This is a genomic window from Methyloligella halotolerans (genome assembly GCF_001708935.1).
Lineage (GTDB): Bacteria > Pseudomonadota > Alphaproteobacteria > Rhizobiales > Methyloligellaceae > Methyloligella > Methyloligella halotolerans.
In genome coordinates this window covers 301,147-319,875 of sequence record NZ_MASI01000003.1, presented here as the reverse complement: position 1 = coordinate 319,875, position 18,729 = coordinate 301,147, and the positions used below count along the sequence as shown (strand labels likewise).

The following is an 18,729-nucleotide window of genomic DNA, read 5'->3' as shown; positions in this document are numbered from 1 at the left end:
TCACCCGGGGCGCGCGCTTGGCGGCGTCTGCGATGGGGTTCTGAAGGGCTAGGACGAGGTGTCCGGCGCTGGCCTCGAGGCCGCGCGGCATAGGTCGATAAGTCCCCGGCGAACTGCGGGGTCCTTTATGCGCGTGAAAGCGCCATTGAGCGTCTGTCCTTCTTCGCTTGCCACAAACTCGACAAGACGGATTTCGAACGCCGATGGTGGGAGTTGGGCACCTGTTCGGCCTTTGGACTCGGGCACATCTTCGAATAGGTCTCCGACTTTGAGACCGAGGATCGACGCACACTGCAAGAGCCGGCTTGAGCTGATCCGGGTTGTCCCCTTCTCGTATTTCTGAATTTGTTGAAAGGAAAGACCCATGGCCCGGGCGAGCCCTTCTTGGCTCAGCCCAATCTCCATTCGACGGAGGCGGACGGCACGGCCGACATGGACGTCGATCGAATTCGGCTTTTTCGAAGACACGACTGCACTCCTTCGCTCGGCGACGAGACGACGCGCGCCAAGGGTCAGCGCTTTGCTCTGCCCGCAATCGGCTGACCATGGGCCACCCTATAATGTGTGCCCAAGTTCGTGGCCGTTCGAAGGTCATCGCTGATGCGGTGAGCCCCGCCATCACAAAAGCCTCCCCTGATCCTTGCTCGAATGGGCCGCCGCCTCCGTCAGCCCCCGGTCCTCGGCCAGCCAGCGCGGGATGGTCACGAACCCCTTGCCCCGATCCAGGACGTGCTCGCGCGACAGGAAGACGAGGCGACCGTCCTTGCGCCCCGCCACGCGGATGCCGATGGACGGCCCGCGCTCCGCCGCCACCTCGCAGGGGACCTCGACCGGCTCATTGCGGGGGTCTTCGCGTTCGTGATCGCCGTTCACTCGCCACCCTCCCAGGCCATGCGGTAGCCGCGGCTGCTCCGCCCTGGCCCGTCGCTGCGGATCTCCAGCCCGCTGCCGGCGAGCTTCGTCCGCAGCGCATGCATTCTGACGCCCATGGCGTTGACCGGAGCGTCCATGGTCACAGCGACGCCCACATAGAAGGCGGCCGCCAGATCCCGGCCACGCGTCCAAGTGCCCCAACGCACCAGCAGCAGCTCCGCCAGCTCCCGCTCGCGCGGCGTCAGGTCCGCCTCGTCCAGCACCTCTTCGGCCTCAGACTTGATCGGCGCTTCACAGACGCTCACACCCCACCTCCCCGCTTCTTCTCCGCCTCAAGCTCGTCGCGGGCGTGGGCCGCCATGGTCCGCAGGTGCCCGTTCAGCGCATCGCAGACATTGATCACGGTCGCGCGGTTGGCGTGGGGCGCGGCCTCCTCGAAATCGGGATAGTTGGTCACAAGCCGCCGCGCCGCCTCCAGCCCGCGGATATAGCTCTCCGTCTCCACCAGGCCGATCGCGTCGGCCAGGGCGGCGATCTGCTCTTTCACCGTCGCCGCTTCCGCCTGGCCTGCTTTCCGATGCATCAGCCGCCTCTTCATCGCCCGCACCCCCGGTCCGGAAACCGGTCTTCCCGCGCGGCGTCGGCCAGGATCTGCGCGATCAGCAGCTCCGGCGGCACGCGGCGATAGCTCGCCTCTTCGCGGATGTCCCGCAGCGTCTCCCCCGGCAGCAGCACGGGCAGCGCCTCTTCCCCATCGGTGATCAGAAGGGCCCGGGTCATAGCGAGGCCATCCCATAGGTCGCGGCCAGCCAAACGACGATGGCGAGCAGCGCAGGCCACCACGGCCACCCATCGTCGATATGAAGGCAAAAGAGGTGGCCCGTGGCGAACAGGCCGCCCCAGAAGACGATGGCCAGAGCGAGCGCCTGGAGATCGTTCACGCGGCCACCTCCAGCCGTTCAAGCCAGTAGAAAGACTCGACAGAAAGCAGCCCGGCGCGGGAGGGGTGCGGGTCATGCAAGCAGCGTTCGGCCACCCGATCCCAGATCACCATATGCGTGACGTTCCCTTTCTCAGGGTCGGTCCGCACCGTTGGACCACCAGCCGCGACGACGCGGGGCAGCGGCGAATAATCGATACCGTCCCGGCACCGGCAAAAGTTGAGCACGAGCCCGGCCGCTTCGAGGGCTTCGTAGAAGTCGTCATTCCATCCGCCGTCGCGGGCGACTGGGTGGGGAAGGTCTTCAAGATCGCACTGCGCGAGGGTACGCACACAGGCTCGCGTGCAGTCTCCGCGCTCGCCCGTCTTAGGATTGGACAAGCACTCTTGATCGTAGAGCCTGAGAGCATCGACAATCACGCCGCCACCTCCCCGGCGGCCGCCTTTCCGAGCGCCCGCGCCCATTCCTCCTCGGTGAGGAATTCGGCAGCGACGACCATATTGTCCGAGACCCGAACCATGCCGTTCGCATCGACAAGGGCGCGTTGCTCTTCCGTCAGGGCGCCGGTCTCCGCCTCGTTCCCCCAGGCGTCCCACCCCGGGCGCGCCGGCCCGCGCCGGTTCAGCTCGATCTTCGGCAGGGTGGGGAACAGCGCTTCGATCATCTCGGCCACGGCTTCGGGCTTCGCCGAATGCTGCCCCCGCTTGGCGTGGAGCAACGCGCGCTCTTGCGTCCCCGGCGCCGGGCATGGCACATCGCCCTTCGTGCCGATCAGCAGCAGTTCCAGATCGTCGATGTTCCAGTAGCCCGTGCCGCCGACCTCCTTGTCCCAGCCGTGGCAGGAGACGTAGGCGAAGCCCCAGGCGCGCATCACAACCAGTCCCATCTCCAGCATCGGCCGCGTCACCCAGAGATAGAGCACGCAATCCTCGGCCGAGATCGCGACCACCTCCCGCGCGGCGATATCGGTCAGCTCCGAAGTCGGGTAGTGGTTGTCCGCCGCCCGGTCCATCCCCGCTTCCGACCATGTCTTGAAGCGCCATTCCGGGTCGGCCAGGATCACCCCGTATTTCTTCTCCGGCAGGGCGCATTGCTTCGCGCCGAGCTCGGCCTCGCGCTTCGCCCGGCCTTCCTGCTTCAGCACCTTCCGCACCACGTTCGCCTTGCCGCTCGCAGCCACTTGGGCAATCCGCCGCTGCGTTTCGGGCGGCAGCATCGCGGCCTTGGCGGCGGCGGAGATGGAAAGATGCCCGGCCCGCACGGCTTCGTTCAGCTCGTCGATGCCGCTCTTGCCGACCTTCGCGGCGTCCCGCACGCTCCGCTCGGAAACGTTGAACAGCTTCGCGGCATCCGCCTGGGAGACCTTCGGCGCGGGCTCGTCTCTCTGCTCGACCCCCTCAGCCTTATTCGGCAAATTTGCCGAATTTTTCGGCGCCTCGGTTTCAAGCGGCAAATTTGCCGCTTGATCGGAGGCGCTTCTCCGGTCGCCGCCGTGCGTATAGCTCGCGACCTGCGAAGCCACCCAGGCCCGCTGCGTTTCGTTCAGGTGCCGGCGGTTCAGGTTGCGTGAGATGACATAGCGCAGCGGGTCGCCGTCACGGCTGGCGAAGAAGTTGGTGACAAGCGGGGTCACCCCCGCCTCCCGCGCGCAGCTGTAGCGGTTGCGCCCGTCGAGGATCTGCCCCTCGTAGAGGATGATCTCGCAGCCCTCGCGAAAACCGTTCTCGCGCATGTCCGCGACCAAGGCGGCATGCTCGTCTGCGCTCATCATGGGGAACAGATCGGCCAGCCGGTGCGCCACCAGCGCGCCGAGCTCCACCGGCGCATCGTCTGCGGAAGGGTGGAAGGTGAGCATCAGGCTGCGCCCTCCCCGTCTTCGAACAGCCAATCGGGCCTTGCCGGGAATCCTTTCTCTCCCCGGGCGGGCATCAGCACGCCGAGAAATTCGGGCAGATGCCAGTTTCGAACGATAAACGCGCAGCTCTCCGGCAGCTTGCTTTCGGCTGGGTAGAACTGCCAAAGATTGGCGTGCCCGCAGGCCCCGTCGTTCGGCAATCCCGCCGCCACGCCGACCTTGCGGAAGTCGCCGACGTACCGCGCGTTGAACGCCGCCGGCTTCGAGGTCCGCCTCACATGGGGAATCACACGCCAGAACGCGGGGAAAGTCCCTTCGATCGGCCCGCCTGGGTATGGACCCTCCGGCACGTCGCCTGCGTTCGCGACGAGCGAGCAGCCGCTTTGCGTGAGCACCGCCCCGAGCGGCTTGTTCTCTCTGATTCGCCGCAGCGTCTCGGGCGGAAGGCGGAAGATCACCTCCGCATTGGTTTCGCCGTCAGGATCGTAGATGATGCCGAGCCGGTGCCCGTCCGTCGCCGCCAGATAGATGCCGCCTTGGGGCGCGCGCTGAATGAAGATGCCGTTGAGATAGTAGCGGGTCTCTTCCCAACAGACGAAGGGCGCCAGCATCAGCAGGTGCTTCGCCTTCACCGAGGCGAGAATGTTCTCGGTCTCGCAGTGGAAGCCGCCGCGATCGACCCGCTTGTAGGCGATCTTCTTTTTCCGCTTCGCCATCACGCCGCCTCCGCCGCCGTCTCGCGGGCCACGGCCGCTTCGCCCAAGGGCGTATCGGCCAGCATGCCCAGCGCGTGGAGATAGGTTTCGAGGACGGCCTGCTCTTCCCGCCGCTTCTCCTCGTCCTGCTTGCGGATGGCGATCACCTTCTTGAGAGCCTTGGTGTCGAATCCGTTGGCCTTCGCTTCGGCGTAGACCTCCTTCAGGTCGGCGGCGAGCGCCGCCTTCTCTTCCTCCAGCCGCTCGATACGCGCCACGATGGTGTGCAGCTGGTCCTTGGCAGACGAATGCAGCGTCATGGTCAGTCACCTCCAAACAGCAGGATGAGCAGCAGGGCGTGCCCGGCGAGGCTGAGCCCCGCCGCCACCGCCCAGCCGAGATAGAAGGAGCGCAAACCGCCGGCGGCTGGCGCGAGAGAGGGCCGGCAGGCAGCCGCGCGCCGCGAAGCGAGATCGATGACGGCGCCACGCTCATTGTTGGTCGAAGGCGGCGGCGGACCCGGAGGGCGGTGATCTGGCGCGCGAAGCTGGACCATCAGAAGTGCCTCCAGGTCACGCCGATGGTGATGACGAAGGCGCCGGCCCAATAGAGCGCATCGCCCCACTCTTTCGCGAAGGCCCAGCGCGCGCAGTTCAGTGCGTAGAGGCAGAGCAGCAAGCAGTTGATGGCCTTGGGGTCGGCGGCGAGCTTGGCGATCATTGCGCGATCGCCTCCCGCCGCCGCTTGGCGATCTCGAAATCGAGATACTGGCGCGCCTTCTCCAGGTCTTCGAGATGGTCGCCCTTCAGCCCGGCCCGCCAGACATATTTGAGGACGTTGCCGAGATTGAAATTGAAGTGCTCGGCCACGGTGATGCACTCGACACCGGAAGGATGCGCGGTGTAGTGCGGCGGGTGCGCCACGGTCGAGACCGCACCTTCGCCCTCCCGCGACTCCGCCTCGCCGAACACAGCCACCAGCCGGTCGACCAGCTTCTCGGTATCCTCCACAAGCTCGTCGGGGATCTCGACGCTCTCGTCGTCCGGTTTCACCTGGCAGGCCAGGGGCGCGCCTTCGCAGCAGTCGCCCGGACCCTGGTAAGCCGAAACCGGCACCGGCATCGCCAGCCGGTCCATGTCGTCGCTCCGCGCCGCCGGATCTTCCGGCCAGTGCTCTCCTCCGAGCCGCAGCACCGGCTCCCCCTGCCCCACCCGCTTCGCGGGATCTCTTGATGCCAGCATCACCGATGCGCCTCCTTCGCTTGCCAGGGCTTGGCGTCCATCTCGTCGGCGTGGCGGGCCTCGCCATGCCGCTCCCACCGCACGAGCTCGTAGGCCGCCTCCACACAGCGGAAGGCGTGCTCGTCGTTCGGGCGGTGGGTGCAAAGCAGCTCGACGGCGCGACAGAGATGCGCCTCCGCGGGTGTGTGGTGGCCGTAGAGAACGTTCGCCGCCATGCCCGCCATCCCCTCGCGGGTGGCGGTGTCCAGTGGCGTCTCCACGATGGCCTTGCGCACCAGCGGGGCCAGATAGGCGAGCAGCCGGTCGATCGGCAGCAGCATCTTGGTGTCGGCAGGCGCTTCGCTCATCCGCGCCCCCCGGTGAAATAGGTGATCACCGCGAAGAGCAGGCCGCAGACCAGCACCGCCATACCGACGCTGATGAAGGCGGCGGCCGCGTCGGTCAGCGCGTCCGCCCGCGTGACGGGTGCGAAATCCAGCACCGTCAGCGCGGCGCCATGTTGTGAGAATGGGGCGCTCATGGGCGCCCCCGCGTTTTGGATGCCGGCTTGGAGGGCAGCCGGACCGCAGGGCGTGGCCCGCGGTTAGCCGGCGGCAGCGCCCACCAGGCGCAAAGGCCGATCGCGTTGGCCGTCAGGATCAGCTTGCGCGCAAGCCACAGCCGGCAGTCTGTCTGCCAAGCCTTGAAGCGTGCGCTCCAGTTGATCCAATCGCTCCGCGACATCTTCAGCTCTTGCCTGCCTGTCTTGTTCGATCTTCCAGGCGCGGTAGGCGTCGTAGAGCCGAAGGAAAGCCCGCTGGCCGCAGCGGCCCAGATGGACCCGCCAGCAGAAGTCGAACGGCAGGGCGAATGCGATGGCGGCGCTGGCGACCTGGGCCTCCAGCTTGTCCCCCGGGCGGGCTTCGATCGCCTCCCGGAGCATTCGCTGCCCTTCAAGCACGAAAAATGCTTGAAGCTTCGAGCACGGCTTTTCGCTGCTCATACGCCTACTCCACGCTTACGCTTCACGCGTCGCCGCCGGGGTCCGTCACCCGTACCCGGCAGCGGCAAATACTCAGGGGCCGCGCTGCAACTCCCACCCCGTTCAGGAGCGCGGCCCCTCCCCCGCGAACTCAGCGAAGGAGAAATCCTCCATGGCGAACACGAGGCCGGACCGGCTCATGCGGCATCCTCCGACGCCGGCTCATCCAGGAAGTCGTTTGCCGTCACTGCGCCTTGGGTCGCCTTCGCGATTTCCCGGAGGAGTTGCCAACCGGGCAATCTCTTCGGAGCGGTCCCATCCTCCCCCGGCAACAGCCGGGTGATGGTCGAAGGCGACCGGCCGATCCGCTTTGCGAAATCGGCCGGACGTTCACCGGTGGATTTGAGGTACTGGGCGAGTCGCATGACACGATGATTTGCCTATTTGGCAATCTCGGTCAAGACGCTTTTGCCAGATAGGCTCTGGATAACTTTGCCGAAATGGCAAAAGTGACGGGATGAAAGAGAGAATTCAGGCACTTATGACCGAACAGGATCTCACGCTCGAAGACCTGTCAGAGCGCGTGGACCTCTCCACGTCCTATCTTTCGCGACTGATCACGGGCGAGCGGAATATGGACGTGCGCCACCTCTATGCCATAGCCGCAGCACTCAACGTCTCGGCTGCGGATCTCCTAGCGGAGAATCAGAACGTGGCCGTGGCCGGCTTCGTCGGCGCGGGCGCGCAGGTGATCCCCTTCGACGATTATCCGTTGGGTCACGGCCTGACAGAGGTTCAGGCCCCGGCCGGGATCGGGAAGGTCGTCGCGGCCGTCGTGACGGGCGACTCCATGCTTCCCCGCTACGAGGAAAACGACATCGTGTTCTTCGGCGCGGCCGTCGGCCCGTCAGACGCCATCGGCAGCGAATGCGTCGTCACCCTGGCCGACGGCAGCAAGTATCTGAAGAAGCTCGAGCCCGGCAGCGCCCCCGGGCTCTTCAACCTTGTCTCCCACAACGCCAGCACCATGCGGGATCAGCGCGTGGAAAGCGCCGCGCTCGTGAAGTGGGTCAGCCGGCAGCGGCGAGCGGCTTAGCGCGCCCTAAAGACTCGCCTCCGGTTTCTACCATGGGTATAGTGCCTGCCGGGGAGACAATCGGAGGGGCAGGCATGCGAACCTGGTACGTTCTTATCGCGATCACCTTTGGCTTGGCGGGCTGCGCCACCCATCCCGAGCTCGCCGCCACGGGCGGCAGCCGCGCCGACGGCACCGTGGTTCTCAGCTACAGCTATCCCGCCCTGCTCGTGCCCAAGGTGGAGCCCGGCGAAGGGCTGGATCTCGCCCGCCAGCGCTGCCAGGCCTGGGGTTATCCCGACGCCTCCGCCTTCGGCGGGCAGAAGAAGACCTGCCAGGACGGCAACATGTATGGCTGCCAGGTCTTCAATGTGGACCTCACCTATCAATGCACCGGCGCGGCCCGTCCGGCTTAGGGATGGCTCGCCCGGTTACAGGGAAGCAGCGCGCAGCTATGCGCGCGTATCAGGGCCTACTGGAGGAAATCAAGACCCGCCTCGAAGCCATTGAGGCAGGGCTTAACGACGAGCTCAACCTGCCTCCAGCCCTCCGCCGCGAATTTCTGTACCTGCAGCTCAGATTCCTATGCGAGTGCATCGCGCTCGGCTGCCTGATCGTGCATGGCGACATCGGGACCGCGCCGGTGGACAAGCTCCGGAAAGCCTGGTCTCCGAAGAGGATCATGGATGATCTGGAGAGGCTACATTCCGACTTCTATCCGGTGCCTGTGACAATCGCCCGGATGGGGCCTAATCGCCTGCACATCACGCCGGGAGAGCCACCCTTTGCAAAGGCCGATCTGCTCAGCCTCCACGCCAAATGCGGCGATATCCTTCATCGCGGAACCGTGAAGAAAATGGCGCCGCTCGATCGAGCTGCAAGTGAGACCGACACCCAGAAAATACTCGCATGGGCCTCCAGCATGTCTCTATTGCTAAACGCCCACGGTATTTCGCTGTTTGGCGGGCAGCGGCTCCTCTGCCTCCTCCGCGCCGTCGATAAACAGGGTCACGCGCAGGTGTCGCTCGCCTCGGAGATCTGACACGGTAATCTCGTCGCCGAGCCTCAAGGCCGTATGTCCTGGAATAAGCTTAACCCGGCCCCGTCTGCTAAGCTCTCTTCCGCCCATTCCCAACTCCTGAAACCTGCCGTCGTGCGCCTGCCGCACGCGCATCTTTGCGCCCTGAGTCGTCAATATTTGCCGATTTGGCAAATATATGTTGACGCATGTTTGCCTATTTGGCAATAGTGGTCCCAGCAGTCAACCGTATCGCGTCGCGATTGCTGCCCTCCGTGTTCCGAGCGGAGGGGCGTTTCCTCCCTAGACTCGGCCGCGCGGCATTGTCTCCATCTTGGCCGCGCGGCCCCTTTGCCGAAGGGGATCCTGGCCTTGACCATTCATTTCCGCCCCACCCCGGAAGACCGGGCCCGCACGGCGGCGAAGGCGCAAGCTGCAGTTGCGCGCCCCGTGCCGCTGAATACGCGGGAGATGGCGCTGCTGGCGGCGCTGACCCGCGCGGCGCGGAGCTTCCGCCCCTGCCCCAACAACTTCACCCTGCAGCACGATCTGCACATGCAGAATGCGTGGCTGATCTATACCTTCCGCTCGCTCCAGGAGCGCGGGCTCATTGTGCTGGAGCGGAAGGGCACCCGCCGCCGGGTCATCATCAACGCCACGGGCGAGCGGACGGACTGGTCGGCCCATATGCGCTCCGAGCCCCGCGCCCCGGCGATGCGCAAATGCCTCGGCGGCTGCGGCAAACTCTTCCAATCGTCCCATCCGGGCCACCGCATCTGCGATACCTGCAAGCGCAGCGACGACTACAAGCAGGCCTCCGCCAACTCCTATTCCTGCGGGGTCAGCCTCTCATGAGCGCTCTCCCCGCAGCGAAGCAGTTCTCGGAGCCAAAGAGGGTGACGGGGTCGCCAGTCAAAGGTGCGGCCTACGCCTATGGCGACCCCGTCTGGCTGGCCCTTCCCAACCCGCGCCCCGGCCCGCTCACGGCCACCGCGGCGGAGATCCACGTCCCCGCCCTCTTCGTGAAGGCGATCGGCAAGGAAGGGGAGGAGCGCGAAGCCATCGTCATCGGCTTGCATAGCAACCGCGAGCTGCGCAAACCCCTGGCCAAGCTGACCCCCCGCAAGACCGGCGAAATCGCCCCGGGCCGCAGGAGGTGCGGACTGTGAAGATCACCCTCGAAAGCCAAGAGCAGTTCGCGCTCGTTGACGGCATTGAATGTCGGATCTGGCACGGCGCGACACAGGGTGGGGCCGAAGTCATAGCCCTCATCCCGCTGATCCTGACGCCGAAAGAGTCAGATCAGAGCGAATTCGAGGCGGAACTGCGCGAGGTCCCTGACACCGTAAAGCAGACGGCCCCTATCGACCCGAAGCGGGTGATATGACCGAGCCCACCATCTTCACCCGCGGCCGCATCACCTGGGAAGGCGGCGGCGCGCCCGAAGAAAGCATCTCCCTCGGCCTGGGCGATGGCTGCCTGCTCTATTGCGGCCCCGTCGCAGGCAAGCGCGGCCCCCAGCTGGTCGCCTATGCCGCCGGCGAGCAGGCCGAGCTCGGCCCCATCGAGAACATGGAAGCCATGCGCAAGCTCATCGAGCGCCTGGCCGAGATCATCGCACCGAACAGAGAGGCCGCTTGATGGCTGAGGCATCTGATATCGAGTGGTGCGACAGCACCTTCAACCCATGGGTTGGCTGCACCAGGATCTCAGAGGCTTGCGACTATTGCTACGCGGCGGACTGGGCAAAGCGCACCGGCCAAGAGGACCTATGGCAGGGCAACCGCAGACGCACCAAGACCTGGAATGAGCCTCGCAAATGGGACCGGCAGGCCGATACCTTCGAGGAAGAACACGGCCGCCCGCGCCGCGTGTTCTGCGCCAGCCTCGCCGACATCTTCGACAATCAGATCCCGACGCTCTGGCGCGACGACTTCTGGGGCTTGATCCGTGAATGCGATCGGCTTGTCTTCCTGCTGCTCACCAAGCGGCCAATGAATATCGAGAAGATGCTGCCCGCGTTCTGGGATGAGATCAAAAGCAGGGTCTGGCTCGGCACGACGTGCGAACATCAGGAGGCGGCTGACCGCAACGTCCCGCACCTGCTGAAGCATGACGCGGCGGTCCGCTTCGTGAGCTACGAGCCCGCGCTCGGTCCGGTGAAATTCACACCGTGGCTTCACGACGATGGATGCCGGGACACCCCATCCGCAGGGTCTTGCTATTGCGGCTTTGAAGAGTTTCGCATCGACTGGATCGTCGCCGGCGGCGAGAGCGGGCCAAACGCCCGCCCCGCGCACCCGGACTGGTTCCGCAGCGTGCGCGATCAATGCGCCGCCGCCGGAATCCCCTTCCTCTTCAAGCAATGGGGGGAGTGGATGCCGGTCGCAACAATCGGCCCCGGCCCCCGGCTGAAGATCAAAGACCACCGTTACCTTGATGGCGGTACTGTCGTTAGGTGGGTTGGCAAGAAATACGCCGGCCGCCTTCTCGATGGCGTGTTGCACGATGCGTACCCGGAGCCGCGCTGATGCCCGCCACCCGCTTCCACATCTATGAATGCCGGGACGAGAGCTGCCCCCGCAGCCGGCGCTTCGTCTGCGAGCTGTCCATGACCGTGCCCGTGGCGGTCGGCAAGGGGCGCAAACCCGGCTGGCGCTGGGCGCAGCCCACCTATCACTATGGCCCGACCGCACGCATCGCCGAGAAAAAGGCCGACGTCGCGTTCCATGACCTCCAGGAGAAGCAGGCAAAGTCGAAGGCGGGCGAAGCCGCCCGCGTCGCAGGCCGGAAGCGCCAGGCGCTCACCGCCGCTGTCGCGGCCGATATGGAAGCCGAGCGCCAGGACGAGGCGCGCGATGGCTGAGCCGGTTCGCCTTCCTCAACCCGCGCCCGGCCCCCGCCGGGGACTCCGCCGCCCGGAGGCGGCGCAGTATATCGGCGTCAGCCCGACCAAGTTCGATGAGCTGGTCAGCGACGGCCGCATGCCGAAACCGTTCAAGCTCGATGGCTGCACCATCTGGGATATCCGCGATCTTGACGCCGCCTTCGACGCCCTAAAAGATGACGCCGGCCGCAATGAGTGGGACGAGGACAATGTCGCGGCCTGACGAGGCGGCCGTGCTTCTCAAGCTCAAGTATCTGCGTTTGGAGCGGGATGGGCGGGTCTATGTCCGCCGCAATGGCCGATCGATCCGGCTGCGCGAAGCCCCCGGCTCCGAGGCCTTCCACATCGAATATGCCCGCGCGCTGGAGGCGACCCATGCGCCGAAGCCGGAGCCGCTGAAGGTGCAGCCCGAAAGCCTGGCATGGCTGGTCAACCGCTACACCGCCTCGCCGCACTTCCTGCATGCCCTTAAGCCGAGCACGCAAGCCGCCCGCCGGAGGATCCTCGCGAAGATCTCTGAGCAGCACGGGCACAAGCGCTTCCGAATGATGCAGGAGCGCCACGTGCGGCAGCTTCGCGACGAGCGCGCCGACAGCCCGGAGGTCGCCAACGCGCGGCTGAAGGCGCTGCGCGCGATGTTCCGCTGGGCGTCGCCGAAGAGAAGGCGACCCACAATCCGGCGGCCAATGTTCCGAAGCTCGCCGTAAAGAGCGACGGCTTCCACACATGGACCGAAGGCGAGGTCCGGCAATACGAGGCTCATTGGCCGCCCGGCACGAAGCAGCGCCTCGCCCTCGCGCTGCTGCTCTATGCCGGCGTCCGGCGCTCCGATGTCGTTCGGCTCGGCCGGCAGATGATCCATGACGGATGGCTGACCTTCAAGGCCGTGAAGAATGAAGAGGTCGTCACGATCCCGATCCTGCCGCCGCTCGCCGAGGAGCTGGCCCATGCGCCAAAGGGGCAGATGACGTTCCTCGTGACCGAATACGGCAAGCCGTTCAGCGCGGCTGGCTTCGGCAACCGGTTCCGCGACTGGTGCGACAAGGCCGGGTTGCCCCATTGCACGGCCCACGGTCTCCGCAAGGCGGCATCGAGCCGCTTGGCCGAACTCGGCGCCAGCGAGAAGCAGCTCAACGCATGGTTCGGCTGGGCCGACAATTCGAACGAGGCCCGCCGCTACACGAAAGCCGCCCAGCGAAAGCGCCTGGCCGAAGGGGTGGCCCGCCAGTTTTCTGTCCCAAGAGGTGACGATGAGACCAAAATATCTACGCTGCGACCGCGACGCAAAAGGGGCTGAGCGGTGGTACTATAGGCGCCCCGGATCGCCGCAGATCCGGCTTCCTGGTGGGCCAAAGCATCCGGACTTCGACCGAGCCTATGCCGCCGCGCGAAACGGAATCCGCTTGTTTTCGAAGGGGCAGGAAAAGCCGGTTCGGGTTGAGAAGCGACCCGCGCCGAAGGCACCAAGGCATACCCGACTGCGCGCCGGCTACGTCTATTTCCTGCGCATCGGCGACACGATCAAGATCGGCTATTCGGCGGACCCGTTCAATCGCATATCGAACCTGCGCACCGCGATCCCTGGGAAAGTGGATAGCTTCCTAGCCGTCCCGGGCACACGCCACGATGAGCGGCACTGTCACGATCAGTTGGCGAAGTACAGGATCGAACGGGAGTGGTTTCACGCCCATCCGGCAGTCACCCGAGCCATGGCAAGGGCGACCGTTTATGGTGTCGGGGACGCTTTTGATGTCCCACCATCCGACCCCCACTGTCCCAAGACCACTTTTGCGCAATGCAATCAATGACTTAGAAAAGACATGGCGCCCCGTAGGGGAATCGAACCCCTGTTTCCGGCGTGAGAGGCCGGCGTCCTAGGCCTCTAGACGAACGGGGCGTCGAAGGCCTGCGATGCAGGAAGCGACACCTATAGTGGCTTAGGCCACTCTCGATCAAGCGCTATTCGCGCCCATCCTTCGGCGGGCCGTCCTTGCCCGCCCGCTGCTGCGCGGGGCCGCCGCGTTCGCAGAGATTGTAGGCGGAGTTGATCAGCCCGAGATGGGAGAAGGCTTGCGGGAAGTTGCCCACGAGCCGCTTGGCCACCGTGTCGTACTCCTCCGCCAGCAGCCCGAGTTCGTTCCGGATGCCCAGCAACCGCTCGAACATCGCCTCGGCGTCCTTCCTGCGGCCGGCCAGCGTGTAGGCATCGGCCAGCCAGTAGCTGCAGGCAAGGAACGCGCCCTCGCGACCCCCGACGCCGTCATCGACATGGTCGGTCGAATAGCGCAGCAGGAAACCGTCCTTCAGAAGCGTCTTCTCGATGGCTTCGATCGTGCCGATCACCCTCGGATCGTCCGGCGGCAGGAAGCCGAGCTGCGGCATTAGAAGCAGCGCCGCATCCAGGGTCTTGCCGCCGTAATACTGCACGAAGCTGTTCAGCTCCTTGTCGAACCCCTTCTCGCAGATCTCCGCGTGGATCTTATCCCGGACCTTACGCCAACGATCGATCGGTCCCTTCAGGTTGAACCGTTCCGCGCTCTCGATGGCCCGGTCGAACGCCGCCCAGCACATCATGCGCGAATGGGTGAAGGCATGCGGATCGCCGCGAACCTCCCAGATGCCGCGCCCCAGGGACTGCCAGTTCTTCTCAAGATGCTCCAGGAGGACGGTCTCGACCTCCCAGGCTTCCGCCTCCGTCTGCAGTTCCGCACAGCGCGCCGCGTGGAGCATGTCCAGAAGTTCGCCGAACACGTCGAGCTGGGTCTGCTTCGCGGCGGCGTTGCCCACCCGGACCGGCGCGCTCTTCTCGTATCCGGAGAGCCAGTCGAGCTCGTATTCCGGCAGCGAACGCTCGCCCGCTATGCCGTACATGATCTGGAGCTGGCTCGGATCGCCAGCCACGGCGCGCATGAGCCACGTGCGCCACGCCTCGGCCTCTTCACGGTAGCCGCCATTGAGCAGCGCGTAGAGGGTGAGAGACGAATCCCTGAGCCAGCAAAACCGATAGTCCCAGTTCCGCGCCCCGCCCAAAGTTTCCGGCAGCGACGTGGTGGGCGCCGCGACCAGGCCACCCGTGGGCGTGAATGTGCAGAGCTTGAGAGTGATCATCGAGCGGATCACCGCATCCCGCCACGCCTCCGGGATCGGATCGAAATGTCCGCGCTTCACCCAGTTCTTCCAGAAGTTGACGGTCTGGAGCATGCATTCATGCCGGTCCGGCACGAATTGGGGCTTTTGATACGTCCGGTGGTAGGACAGCGTCATCGGAACGCTCTCGCCCTTCTTCACCTTGAAATGCCCGTAGGTACGCATGTTCCGCCCCTCGAGGGGCAGCGTCGTATGAAGTTCGACCGTATCGGGCCCGGCCACGGCGTGAAGACCGAAGTCGCGGTGGTGCACCCACGGCACCGACTCGCCGTAGCCGAAGCGGAGCGCCAGCTCCATGGTCATATCGACCTCGCCGGAGACGCCCTCGACCATGCGAACCAAATCGACCTTCTCCGGATCGTCCGATAGCGGCATGAAGTCGGTCACGGTCGCGCATCCCGTCGCGGTCTCGAAGCGTGTCTCGAGCACCGCAGTGTCGGGCACATAGCGGCGGGTGATCTTGCTCGTCTTGCCCTTCGGCGAGATCTTCCAGAAACCGTTCTCGTCGGTGCCGAGCAGGCTCGCGAACACCGCCGGAGAATCGAAGCGCGGCATGCAAAGCCAATCGATGGACCCCTCGCGGCTCACCAGGGCGGCGGAGATCATGTTTCCGATCAGGCCGTAATCTTCGATGCGCTCGCTCATCGTGAACCGTCCAGTATGCGTCCAAGCCAATCGTGATCGCCGGCGAATGGGCGCGTCATGGCGACGGCGCGATGCCGTTCAGGCGCGCCGATGCACCCCTCTATCACGGCTGCGTAGCACGGCGAGGCTTCCAAAAAGTGAACTTTTGGGCCGTTTTCCAGGAGCCGGGGGCGCCGGCGAGGGCTTCCGAAGCGGATCTACTCGGGCCGGAGAGCGATGCGCGAGACGATCCGGCCGGTCTTGAGGTCGACGATCAGAACCTCACTCCCCTTCGCGGTCCTGAGATGAAGGGCCAGCCGGTCTCCATCGACATCCATCCCGGCGACATCGGCACCCTCGGGTATCGCGACGTCGAAGGCCTCTCGCGGCATCGGCGACGGAGTCTCCTTGGATGGCCGCTCGGCCACCTGGGCCGGTGCATCCTCGACGCCCATCTGGGTTGCTTGGAAGGCAATCGTGGCGATGATCAGCAGAAAGCCCGCCACGAGCAGGACGCCCATGACGGTCACGGCAATCTTCAGCATGCGCACCTGGCGCGGCGTGAAGGGCGAACCCTCGATGGGCGTGTTATCTAGATCGGGAGGCGTGTCGCCGCGATTCGTCATCCGTCTTATTTCCTTCTGCCGGCCCGCGCCCTTTTCGAGACAAGCCGATCGCCTGATATGACCGAACCGCCAAAAATTCTGGAGGCCGAGGCCGAAGCCGCAGACGAGAACGACCGGCTCGACCGGTTTCTCGCATCCCGTCTCGCAGATCTCAGCCGGACCCGGGTCCAAGACCTTATCCGCCAAGGACACCTGATCCGGCAGGATCAGCTCAGCCGCGGCGGCGAGACGATAAGAGACCCGAAATACCGGGTCAAACAAGGCGAACGCTTCGCGCTCACCCTGCCCCCACCGGAGCCGTCGGGGCTGAGAGCGCAAGAGATCGAGCTCGATATCGTCTACGAGGACGACCAGCTCCTCGTCATCGACAAACCCGCCGGCCTCGTGGTCCATCCCGGTGCGGGCAACCAGGACGGCACCCTGGTGAATGCGCTGCTGGCCCATTGCGGATCTGAGCTCTCCGGCATCGGCGGCGTGGCCCGGCCCGGCATCGTCCATCGTCTCGACAAGGAGACCAGCGGGCTATTGGTCGTCGCCAAGACCGACATCGCTCATCAATCCCTCGCCGCTCAGTTCGCCGACCACGGCAAGACCGGCGACATGGAGCGCCGCTACCTTGCAGTCGTCTGGGGCGCGCCGCCCAAGCCCGCAGGAACCGTGGAGGCGCCCATCGGCCGCCACCCGACCCATCGCACCAAGATGGCGGTGGTGAAGCCCGACCGCCCAGACGCCCGCGAAGCTGTGACCCATTACCGCGTGCTGGAGCGCTTTGTCCTGGAAGACGACGAGAAGGCGCCCTTCGCGAGCCTGGTCGAATGCACCCTGGCGACGGGGCGCACCCATCAGGTCCGCCTCCACATGGCCCATCTCGGCGCGCCGCTGATCGGCGACCCTCTCTACGGAAAGGGCTTTAAATCCAAGATCCGCACCCTACCTAATCATCTCGCGGACGTCGCGGAGGGACTCCATCGCCAGGCCCTTCATGCCGCCCACCTCGCTTTCATTCATCCCACCACAGACGAATATCTCGCCTTCGACAGTGAGCTCCCCGCCGACCTGGACAAATTGATTACGGCTTTCAAGGAACCGTGAAGAGGTCCTAGTCTTTAACACTAGACCGAAACCTCTTATAGCTAGTGCCGCCGGGGGGCGTGCGTGGCGGGATTGCGGCAGGGTAGGCCGCAAGGAGTGTGCTCTCATGGCTGCAGACAACCCAGAGAAGAAGACGGCGGCCAGCGCAAGCAAGGCTGCGTCCGGCGCCAAGCCGACTTCCCAAACGAAGGCCAGTTCTCAAACGAAGACCATGCGCGCAGGTTCCAAGAAGACGGAGTCGGCGGCCGAAGGCACGCGCGTCAAATCGGCTGACAAGACGGCTGCGAAGAAGCAGACCGGCACCAAGTCGGCTGGCACCTCCAAGAAGCCGGCGGCCGCAAAGAAGGCGCCTGTGACAAAGACCGCCGCCAAATCCGCGCCGTCCAAATCCGGCGCTTCCAAATCGGCCAGTTCCACGACCGCGAAATCGTCCGCTCCCAAGTCTTCGACAGCGAAGGAGCCGGCCGGCACATCCACGACGGCGAAGAAGACCACCGCCCGGAAGTCGACCGCCAGGACTTCGGCGAAGAAAACCTCCTCGAACACGGCCGCTGCAAAGAAACGGACGACAAAGGCCGCCGCTGCCGAGTCCGAGGAGACCAAGACGAAGGCCAGCGCCGAGGCTGAGGATCAGGAGGCCGAGGAGGAGGAGACCTCGTCCGAGCTCGAAGAGGAATTCGACGAAGAATTCGACGACGACAACGACGATGCCTCCGACGACGACGACGAGGATGATGACGGTGCCGCGGAGAAGACCCCGGCCCCCCGACGCAGCGTCACCACGCGCGCGCTTCCGAGCGTCTCGGCTCACGGCGGCCTGACCCGATACCTGGAAGAGATCCGCCAGTTCCCCATGCTGGAGCCCCAGCAGGAATACATGCTGGCCAAGAGCTGGCAGGAGCATGGCGACCGCGACGCCGCCCACATGCTGGTGACCTCTCACCTGCGTCTGGTGGCCCGTATCGCCATGGGCTATCGCGGCTACGGCCTGCCCACGGGCGAGGTGATCTCCGAAGGGAATGTCGGGCTGATGCAGGCGGTGAAGCGCTTCGATCCCGACAAGGGGTTCCGTCTCGCAACCTATGCCATGTGGTGGATTCGGGCAGCGATTCAGGAATACATCCTGCGCTCCTGGAGCCTGGTGAAGATGGGCACGACCGCCGCGCAGAAGAAGCTGTTCTTCAATCTGCGCAAGATGAAGGGACAGCTCCGTGCCCTCGACGAAGGCGATCTTCGTCCCGATCAGGTGAAGAAGATCGCCACCAGCCTCGGCGTCACCGAGGACGACGTCGTCTCCATGAACCGGCGCCTCGGCGGCGACTCCTCCCTCAACGCGCCCATCCGCAACGATGCGGAAGGCGGCGGCGAATGGATGGATTGGCTGGTCGACGAGAACACCGACCAGGAGACCCTGCTCGCCGAGTCCGAGGAGAAGAGCAATCGTCACGAGCTGCTTGTCCAGGCTCTGGAAGGACTCAACGACCGCGAGCGTCGGGTCTTCGAGGCGCGTCGTCTGTCGGAGGACCCCCTCACCCTGGAGGAGCTGTCCGGCGAGTTCGGCGTCAGCCGCGAGCGTATCCGTCAGATCGAGGTGCGTGCCTTCGAGAAGGTGCAGAAGGCTGTTCAGAAGGCGGCCGCCGAGCAGTACGAACCGGCCTCGGTCGACTAGCCGGCCGCGCCCGTGGCGGAGTCGG

Annotated in this window: 34 protein-coding genes, 1 tRNA gene and 1 pseudogene; 16 read left to right on the top strand and 20 right to left on the bottom strand. The window is 65.2% G+C overall.

The window, feature by feature from the left end:
• Nucleotides 1–48: 48 nt before the first annotated feature.
• Nucleotides 49–405, bottom strand: coding sequence for a helix-turn-helix domain-containing protein (locus A7A08_RS15575; protein ID WP_083226590.1), 357 nt, complete (start codon nt 403–405; stop codon nt 49–51).
• Between A7A08_RS15575 and A7A08_RS16260 the strand changes: the two genes are divergently transcribed.
• Nucleotides 385–543 (top strand): hypothetical protein, encoded by a 159-nt coding sequence (locus tag A7A08_RS16260; protein WP_169822942.1) that lies wholly within the window; start codon nt 385–387, stop codon nt 541–543. The two genes, A7A08_RS15575 and A7A08_RS16260, sit on opposite strands and share 21 nt — an antisense overlap.
• Nucleotides 544–618: 75 nt before the next feature.
• On the opposite strand, the gene A7A08_RS08020 is transcribed toward A7A08_RS16260, so the two are convergent.
• The 16 genes from A7A08_RS08020 to A7A08_RS07960 all read right to left on the bottom strand — a co-directional run bounded on the left by A7A08_RS08020 (nt 619) and on the right by A7A08_RS07960 (nt 6,991).
• Nucleotides 619–873 carry a hypothetical protein gene (locus A7A08_RS08020; protein WP_069094979.1) on the bottom strand — a complete coding sequence of 85 codons (255 nt, stop codon included), beginning with the start codon at nt 871–873 and terminating at the stop codon, nt 619–621.
• Nucleotides 870–1,178, bottom strand: coding sequence for a hypothetical protein (locus A7A08_RS08015; RefSeq protein WP_069094978.1), 309 nt, complete (start codon nt 1,176–1,178; stop codon nt 870–872). The genes A7A08_RS08020 and A7A08_RS08015 overlap by 4 nt, the downstream gene beginning before the upstream one ends.
• On the bottom strand, nt 1,175–1,456 hold the full coding sequence (locus tag A7A08_RS08010; protein ID WP_141693906.1) for a hypothetical protein: 282 nt from the start codon (nt 1,454–1,456) through the stop codon (nt 1,175–1,177). The genes A7A08_RS08015 and A7A08_RS08010 overlap by 4 nt, the downstream gene beginning before the upstream one ends.
• An 11-nt stretch (nt 1,457–1,467) precedes the next feature.
• A complete protein-coding gene (locus tag A7A08_RS08005) occupies nt 1,468–1,653 on the bottom strand; it encodes a hypothetical protein (protein ID WP_069094976.1) in 186 nt (61 codons plus the stop codon).
• Complete coding sequence (locus A7A08_RS16255; protein ID WP_169822960.1) at nt 1,650–1,814, bottom strand: hypothetical protein; 165 nt, start codon at nt 1,812–1,814, stop codon at nt 1,650–1,652. Before A7A08_RS16255 ends, A7A08_RS08005 begins: the two co-directional genes overlap by 4 nt.
• A complete protein-coding gene (locus A7A08_RS08000) occupies nt 1,811–2,233 on the bottom strand; it encodes a hypothetical protein (protein WP_141693905.1) in 423 nt (140 codons plus the stop codon). Before A7A08_RS08000 ends, A7A08_RS16255 begins: the two co-directional genes overlap by 4 nt.
• Entirely contained in the window at nt 2,230–3,669 is a 1,440-nt protein-coding gene (locus tag A7A08_RS16800; protein ID WP_069094974.1) for an MT-A70 family methyltransferase, read from the bottom strand. Before A7A08_RS16800 ends, A7A08_RS08000 begins: the two co-directional genes overlap by 4 nt.
• Nucleotides 3,669–4,385, bottom strand: a complete 717-nt coding sequence (locus tag A7A08_RS07990; RefSeq protein ID WP_069094973.1) for a beta clamp domain-containing protein — start codon at nt 4,383–4,385, stop codon at nt 3,669–3,671. Before A7A08_RS07990 ends, A7A08_RS16800 begins: the two co-directional genes overlap by 1 nt.
• Entirely contained in the window at nt 4,385–4,684 is a 300-nt protein-coding gene (locus A7A08_RS07985; protein ID WP_069094972.1) for a DUF2312 domain-containing protein, read from the bottom strand. The genes A7A08_RS07990 and A7A08_RS07985 overlap by 1 nt, the downstream gene beginning before the upstream one ends.
• Nucleotides 4,685–4,686: 2 nt before the next feature.
• Nucleotides 4,687–4,920, bottom strand: coding sequence for a hypothetical protein (locus tag A7A08_RS07980; RefSeq protein WP_069094971.1), 234 nt, complete (start codon nt 4,918–4,920; stop codon nt 4,687–4,689).
• Nucleotides 4,920–5,084 carry a hypothetical protein gene (locus A7A08_RS16250; RefSeq protein WP_169822959.1) on the bottom strand — a complete coding sequence of 55 codons (165 nt, stop codon included), beginning with the start codon at nt 5,082–5,084 and terminating at the stop codon, nt 4,920–4,922. Before A7A08_RS16250 ends, A7A08_RS07980 begins: the two co-directional genes overlap by 1 nt.
• Nucleotides 5,081–5,605, bottom strand: a complete 525-nt coding sequence (locus tag A7A08_RS15565) for a DUF3310 domain-containing protein (RefSeq protein WP_208430593.1) — start codon at nt 5,603–5,605, stop codon at nt 5,081–5,083. Before A7A08_RS15565 ends, A7A08_RS16250 begins: the two co-directional genes overlap by 4 nt.
• Nucleotides 5,605–5,952 carry a hypothetical protein gene (locus tag A7A08_RS07970; protein WP_069094970.1) on the bottom strand — a complete coding sequence of 116 codons (348 nt, stop codon included), beginning with the start codon at nt 5,950–5,952 and terminating at the stop codon, nt 5,605–5,607. Before A7A08_RS07970 ends, A7A08_RS15565 begins: the two co-directional genes overlap by 1 nt.
• Entirely contained in the window at nt 5,949–6,125 is a 177-nt protein-coding gene (locus tag A7A08_RS16245; protein ID WP_169822958.1) for a hypothetical protein, read from the bottom strand. Before A7A08_RS16245 ends, A7A08_RS07970 begins: the two co-directional genes overlap by 4 nt.
• A gap of 63 nt (nt 6,126–6,188) precedes the next feature.
• Nucleotides 6,189–6,587 carry a hypothetical protein gene (locus A7A08_RS07965; protein ID WP_069094969.1) on the bottom strand — a complete coding sequence of 133 codons (399 nt, stop codon included), beginning with the start codon at nt 6,585–6,587 and terminating at the stop codon, nt 6,189–6,191.
• 176 nt (nt 6,588–6,763) lie between these two features.
• Complete coding sequence (locus A7A08_RS07960; RefSeq protein WP_069094968.1) at nt 6,764–6,991, bottom strand: helix-turn-helix domain-containing protein; 228 nt, start codon at nt 6,989–6,991, stop codon at nt 6,764–6,766.
• Between the two features lie 92 nt (nt 6,992–7,083).
• Between A7A08_RS07960 and A7A08_RS07955 the strand changes: the two genes are divergently transcribed.
• The 13 genes from A7A08_RS07955 to A7A08_RS07895 all read left to right on the top strand — a co-directional run bounded on the left by A7A08_RS07955 (nt 7,084) and on the right by A7A08_RS07895 (nt 13,354).
• Nucleotides 7,084–7,662, top strand: a complete 579-nt coding sequence (locus A7A08_RS07955; RefSeq protein ID WP_069094967.1) for an XRE family transcriptional regulator — start codon at nt 7,084–7,086, stop codon at nt 7,660–7,662.
• A gap of 74 nt (nt 7,663–7,736) precedes the next feature.
• Complete coding sequence (yecR, locus tag A7A08_RS16240) at nt 7,737–8,057, top strand: YecR family lipoprotein (RefSeq protein ID WP_069094966.1); 321 nt, start codon at nt 7,737–7,739, stop codon at nt 8,055–8,057.
• Nucleotides 8,058–8,095: 38 nt separating this feature from the next.
• Nucleotides 8,096–8,683, top strand: coding sequence for a hypothetical protein (locus tag A7A08_RS07945; RefSeq protein WP_069094965.1), 588 nt, complete (start codon nt 8,096–8,098; stop codon nt 8,681–8,683).
• Between the two features lie 348 nt (nt 8,684–9,031).
• Nucleotides 9,032–9,514 (top strand): hypothetical protein, encoded by a 483-nt coding sequence (locus A7A08_RS07940; protein WP_141693904.1) that lies wholly within the window; start codon nt 9,032–9,034, stop codon nt 9,512–9,514.
• The gene (locus A7A08_RS07935; RefSeq protein WP_169822956.1) at nt 9,511–9,828 is read left to right on the top strand and encodes a hypothetical protein; all 318 of its coding nucleotides are present in this window, start codon (nt 9,511–9,513) and stop codon (nt 9,826–9,828) included. Before A7A08_RS07940 ends, A7A08_RS07935 begins: the two co-directional genes overlap by 4 nt.
• Nucleotides 9,825–10,046 (top strand): hypothetical protein, encoded by a 222-nt coding sequence (locus A7A08_RS07930; RefSeq protein ID WP_069094962.1) that lies wholly within the window; start codon nt 9,825–9,827, stop codon nt 10,044–10,046. Before A7A08_RS07935 ends, A7A08_RS07930 begins: the two co-directional genes overlap by 4 nt.
• A complete protein-coding gene (locus tag A7A08_RS07925) occupies nt 10,043–10,300 on the top strand; it encodes a hypothetical protein (RefSeq protein ID WP_069094961.1) in 258 nt (85 codons plus the stop codon). Before A7A08_RS07930 ends, A7A08_RS07925 begins: the two co-directional genes overlap by 4 nt.
• Nucleotides 10,300–11,190: a phage Gp37/Gp68 family protein gene (locus A7A08_RS07920; protein WP_069094960.1), complete on the top strand. Its 891-nt coding sequence runs from the start codon at nt 10,300–10,302 to the stop codon at nt 11,188–11,190. Before A7A08_RS07925 ends, A7A08_RS07920 begins: the two co-directional genes overlap by 1 nt.
• Nucleotides 11,190–11,525, top strand: coding sequence for a hypothetical protein (locus tag A7A08_RS07915; RefSeq protein WP_069094959.1), 336 nt, complete (start codon nt 11,190–11,192; stop codon nt 11,523–11,525). Before A7A08_RS07920 ends, A7A08_RS07915 begins: the two co-directional genes overlap by 1 nt.
• Nucleotides 11,518–11,769: a helix-turn-helix transcriptional regulator gene (locus A7A08_RS07910; RefSeq protein ID WP_069094958.1), complete on the top strand. Its 252-nt coding sequence runs from the start codon at nt 11,518–11,520 to the stop codon at nt 11,767–11,769. The genes A7A08_RS07915 and A7A08_RS07910 overlap by 8 nt, the downstream gene beginning before the upstream one ends.
• The gene (locus A7A08_RS07905) at nt 11,756–12,253 is read left to right on the top strand and encodes a hypothetical protein (protein ID WP_069094957.1); all 498 of its coding nucleotides are present in this window, start codon (nt 11,756–11,758) and stop codon (nt 12,251–12,253) included. The genes A7A08_RS07910 and A7A08_RS07905 overlap by 14 nt, the downstream gene beginning before the upstream one ends.
• Nucleotides 12,190–12,843 carry a tyrosine-type recombinase/integrase gene (locus A7A08_RS07900; RefSeq protein WP_083226572.1) on the top strand — a complete coding sequence of 218 codons (654 nt, stop codon included), beginning with the start codon at nt 12,190–12,192 and terminating at the stop codon, nt 12,841–12,843. Before A7A08_RS07905 ends, A7A08_RS07900 begins: the two co-directional genes overlap by 64 nt.
• A 106-nt stretch (nt 12,844–12,949) precedes the next feature.
• Nucleotides 12,950–13,354 carry a GIY-YIG nuclease family protein gene (locus A7A08_RS07895; protein WP_069094955.1) on the top strand — a complete coding sequence of 135 codons (405 nt, stop codon included), beginning with the start codon at nt 12,950–12,952 and terminating at the stop codon, nt 13,352–13,354.
• 13 nt (nt 13,355–13,367) lie between these two features.
• On the opposite strand, the gene A7A08_RS07890 is transcribed toward A7A08_RS07895, so the two are convergent.
• The 3 genes from A7A08_RS07890 to A7A08_RS07880 all read right to left on the bottom strand — a co-directional run bounded on the left by A7A08_RS07890 (nt 13,368) and on the right by A7A08_RS07880 (nt 15,943).
• Nucleotides 13,368–13,443 (bottom strand) — tRNA-Glu (locus tag A7A08_RS07890).
• Nucleotides 13,444–13,505: 62 nt separating this feature from the next.
• Nucleotides 13,506–15,338 (bottom strand): glycoside hydrolase family 15 protein, encoded by a 1,833-nt coding sequence (locus A7A08_RS07885; RefSeq protein ID WP_069094954.1) that lies wholly within the window; start codon nt 15,336–15,338, stop codon nt 13,506–13,508.
• A gap of 197 nt (nt 15,339–15,535) precedes the next feature.
• The gene (locus A7A08_RS07880) at nt 15,536–15,943 is read right to left on the bottom strand and encodes a DUF6476 family protein (protein WP_069094953.1); all 408 of its coding nucleotides are present in this window, start codon (nt 15,941–15,943) and stop codon (nt 15,536–15,538) included.
• Nucleotides 15,944–16,000: 57 nt separating this feature from the next.
• Between A7A08_RS07880 and A7A08_RS07875 the strand changes: the two genes are divergently transcribed.
• Nucleotides 16,001–17,035, top strand: coding sequence for an RluA family pseudouridine synthase (locus tag A7A08_RS07875; RefSeq protein WP_069094952.1), 1,035 nt, complete (start codon nt 16,001–16,003; stop codon nt 17,033–17,035).
• Between the two features lie 778 nt (nt 17,036–17,813).
• Nucleotides 17,814–18,704 (top strand): annotated as a pseudogene (gene rpoH, locus A7A08_RS07870) (RNA polymerase sigma factor RpoH); the annotation flags it as partial.
• Nucleotides 18,705–18,729 lie beyond the last annotated feature (25 nt).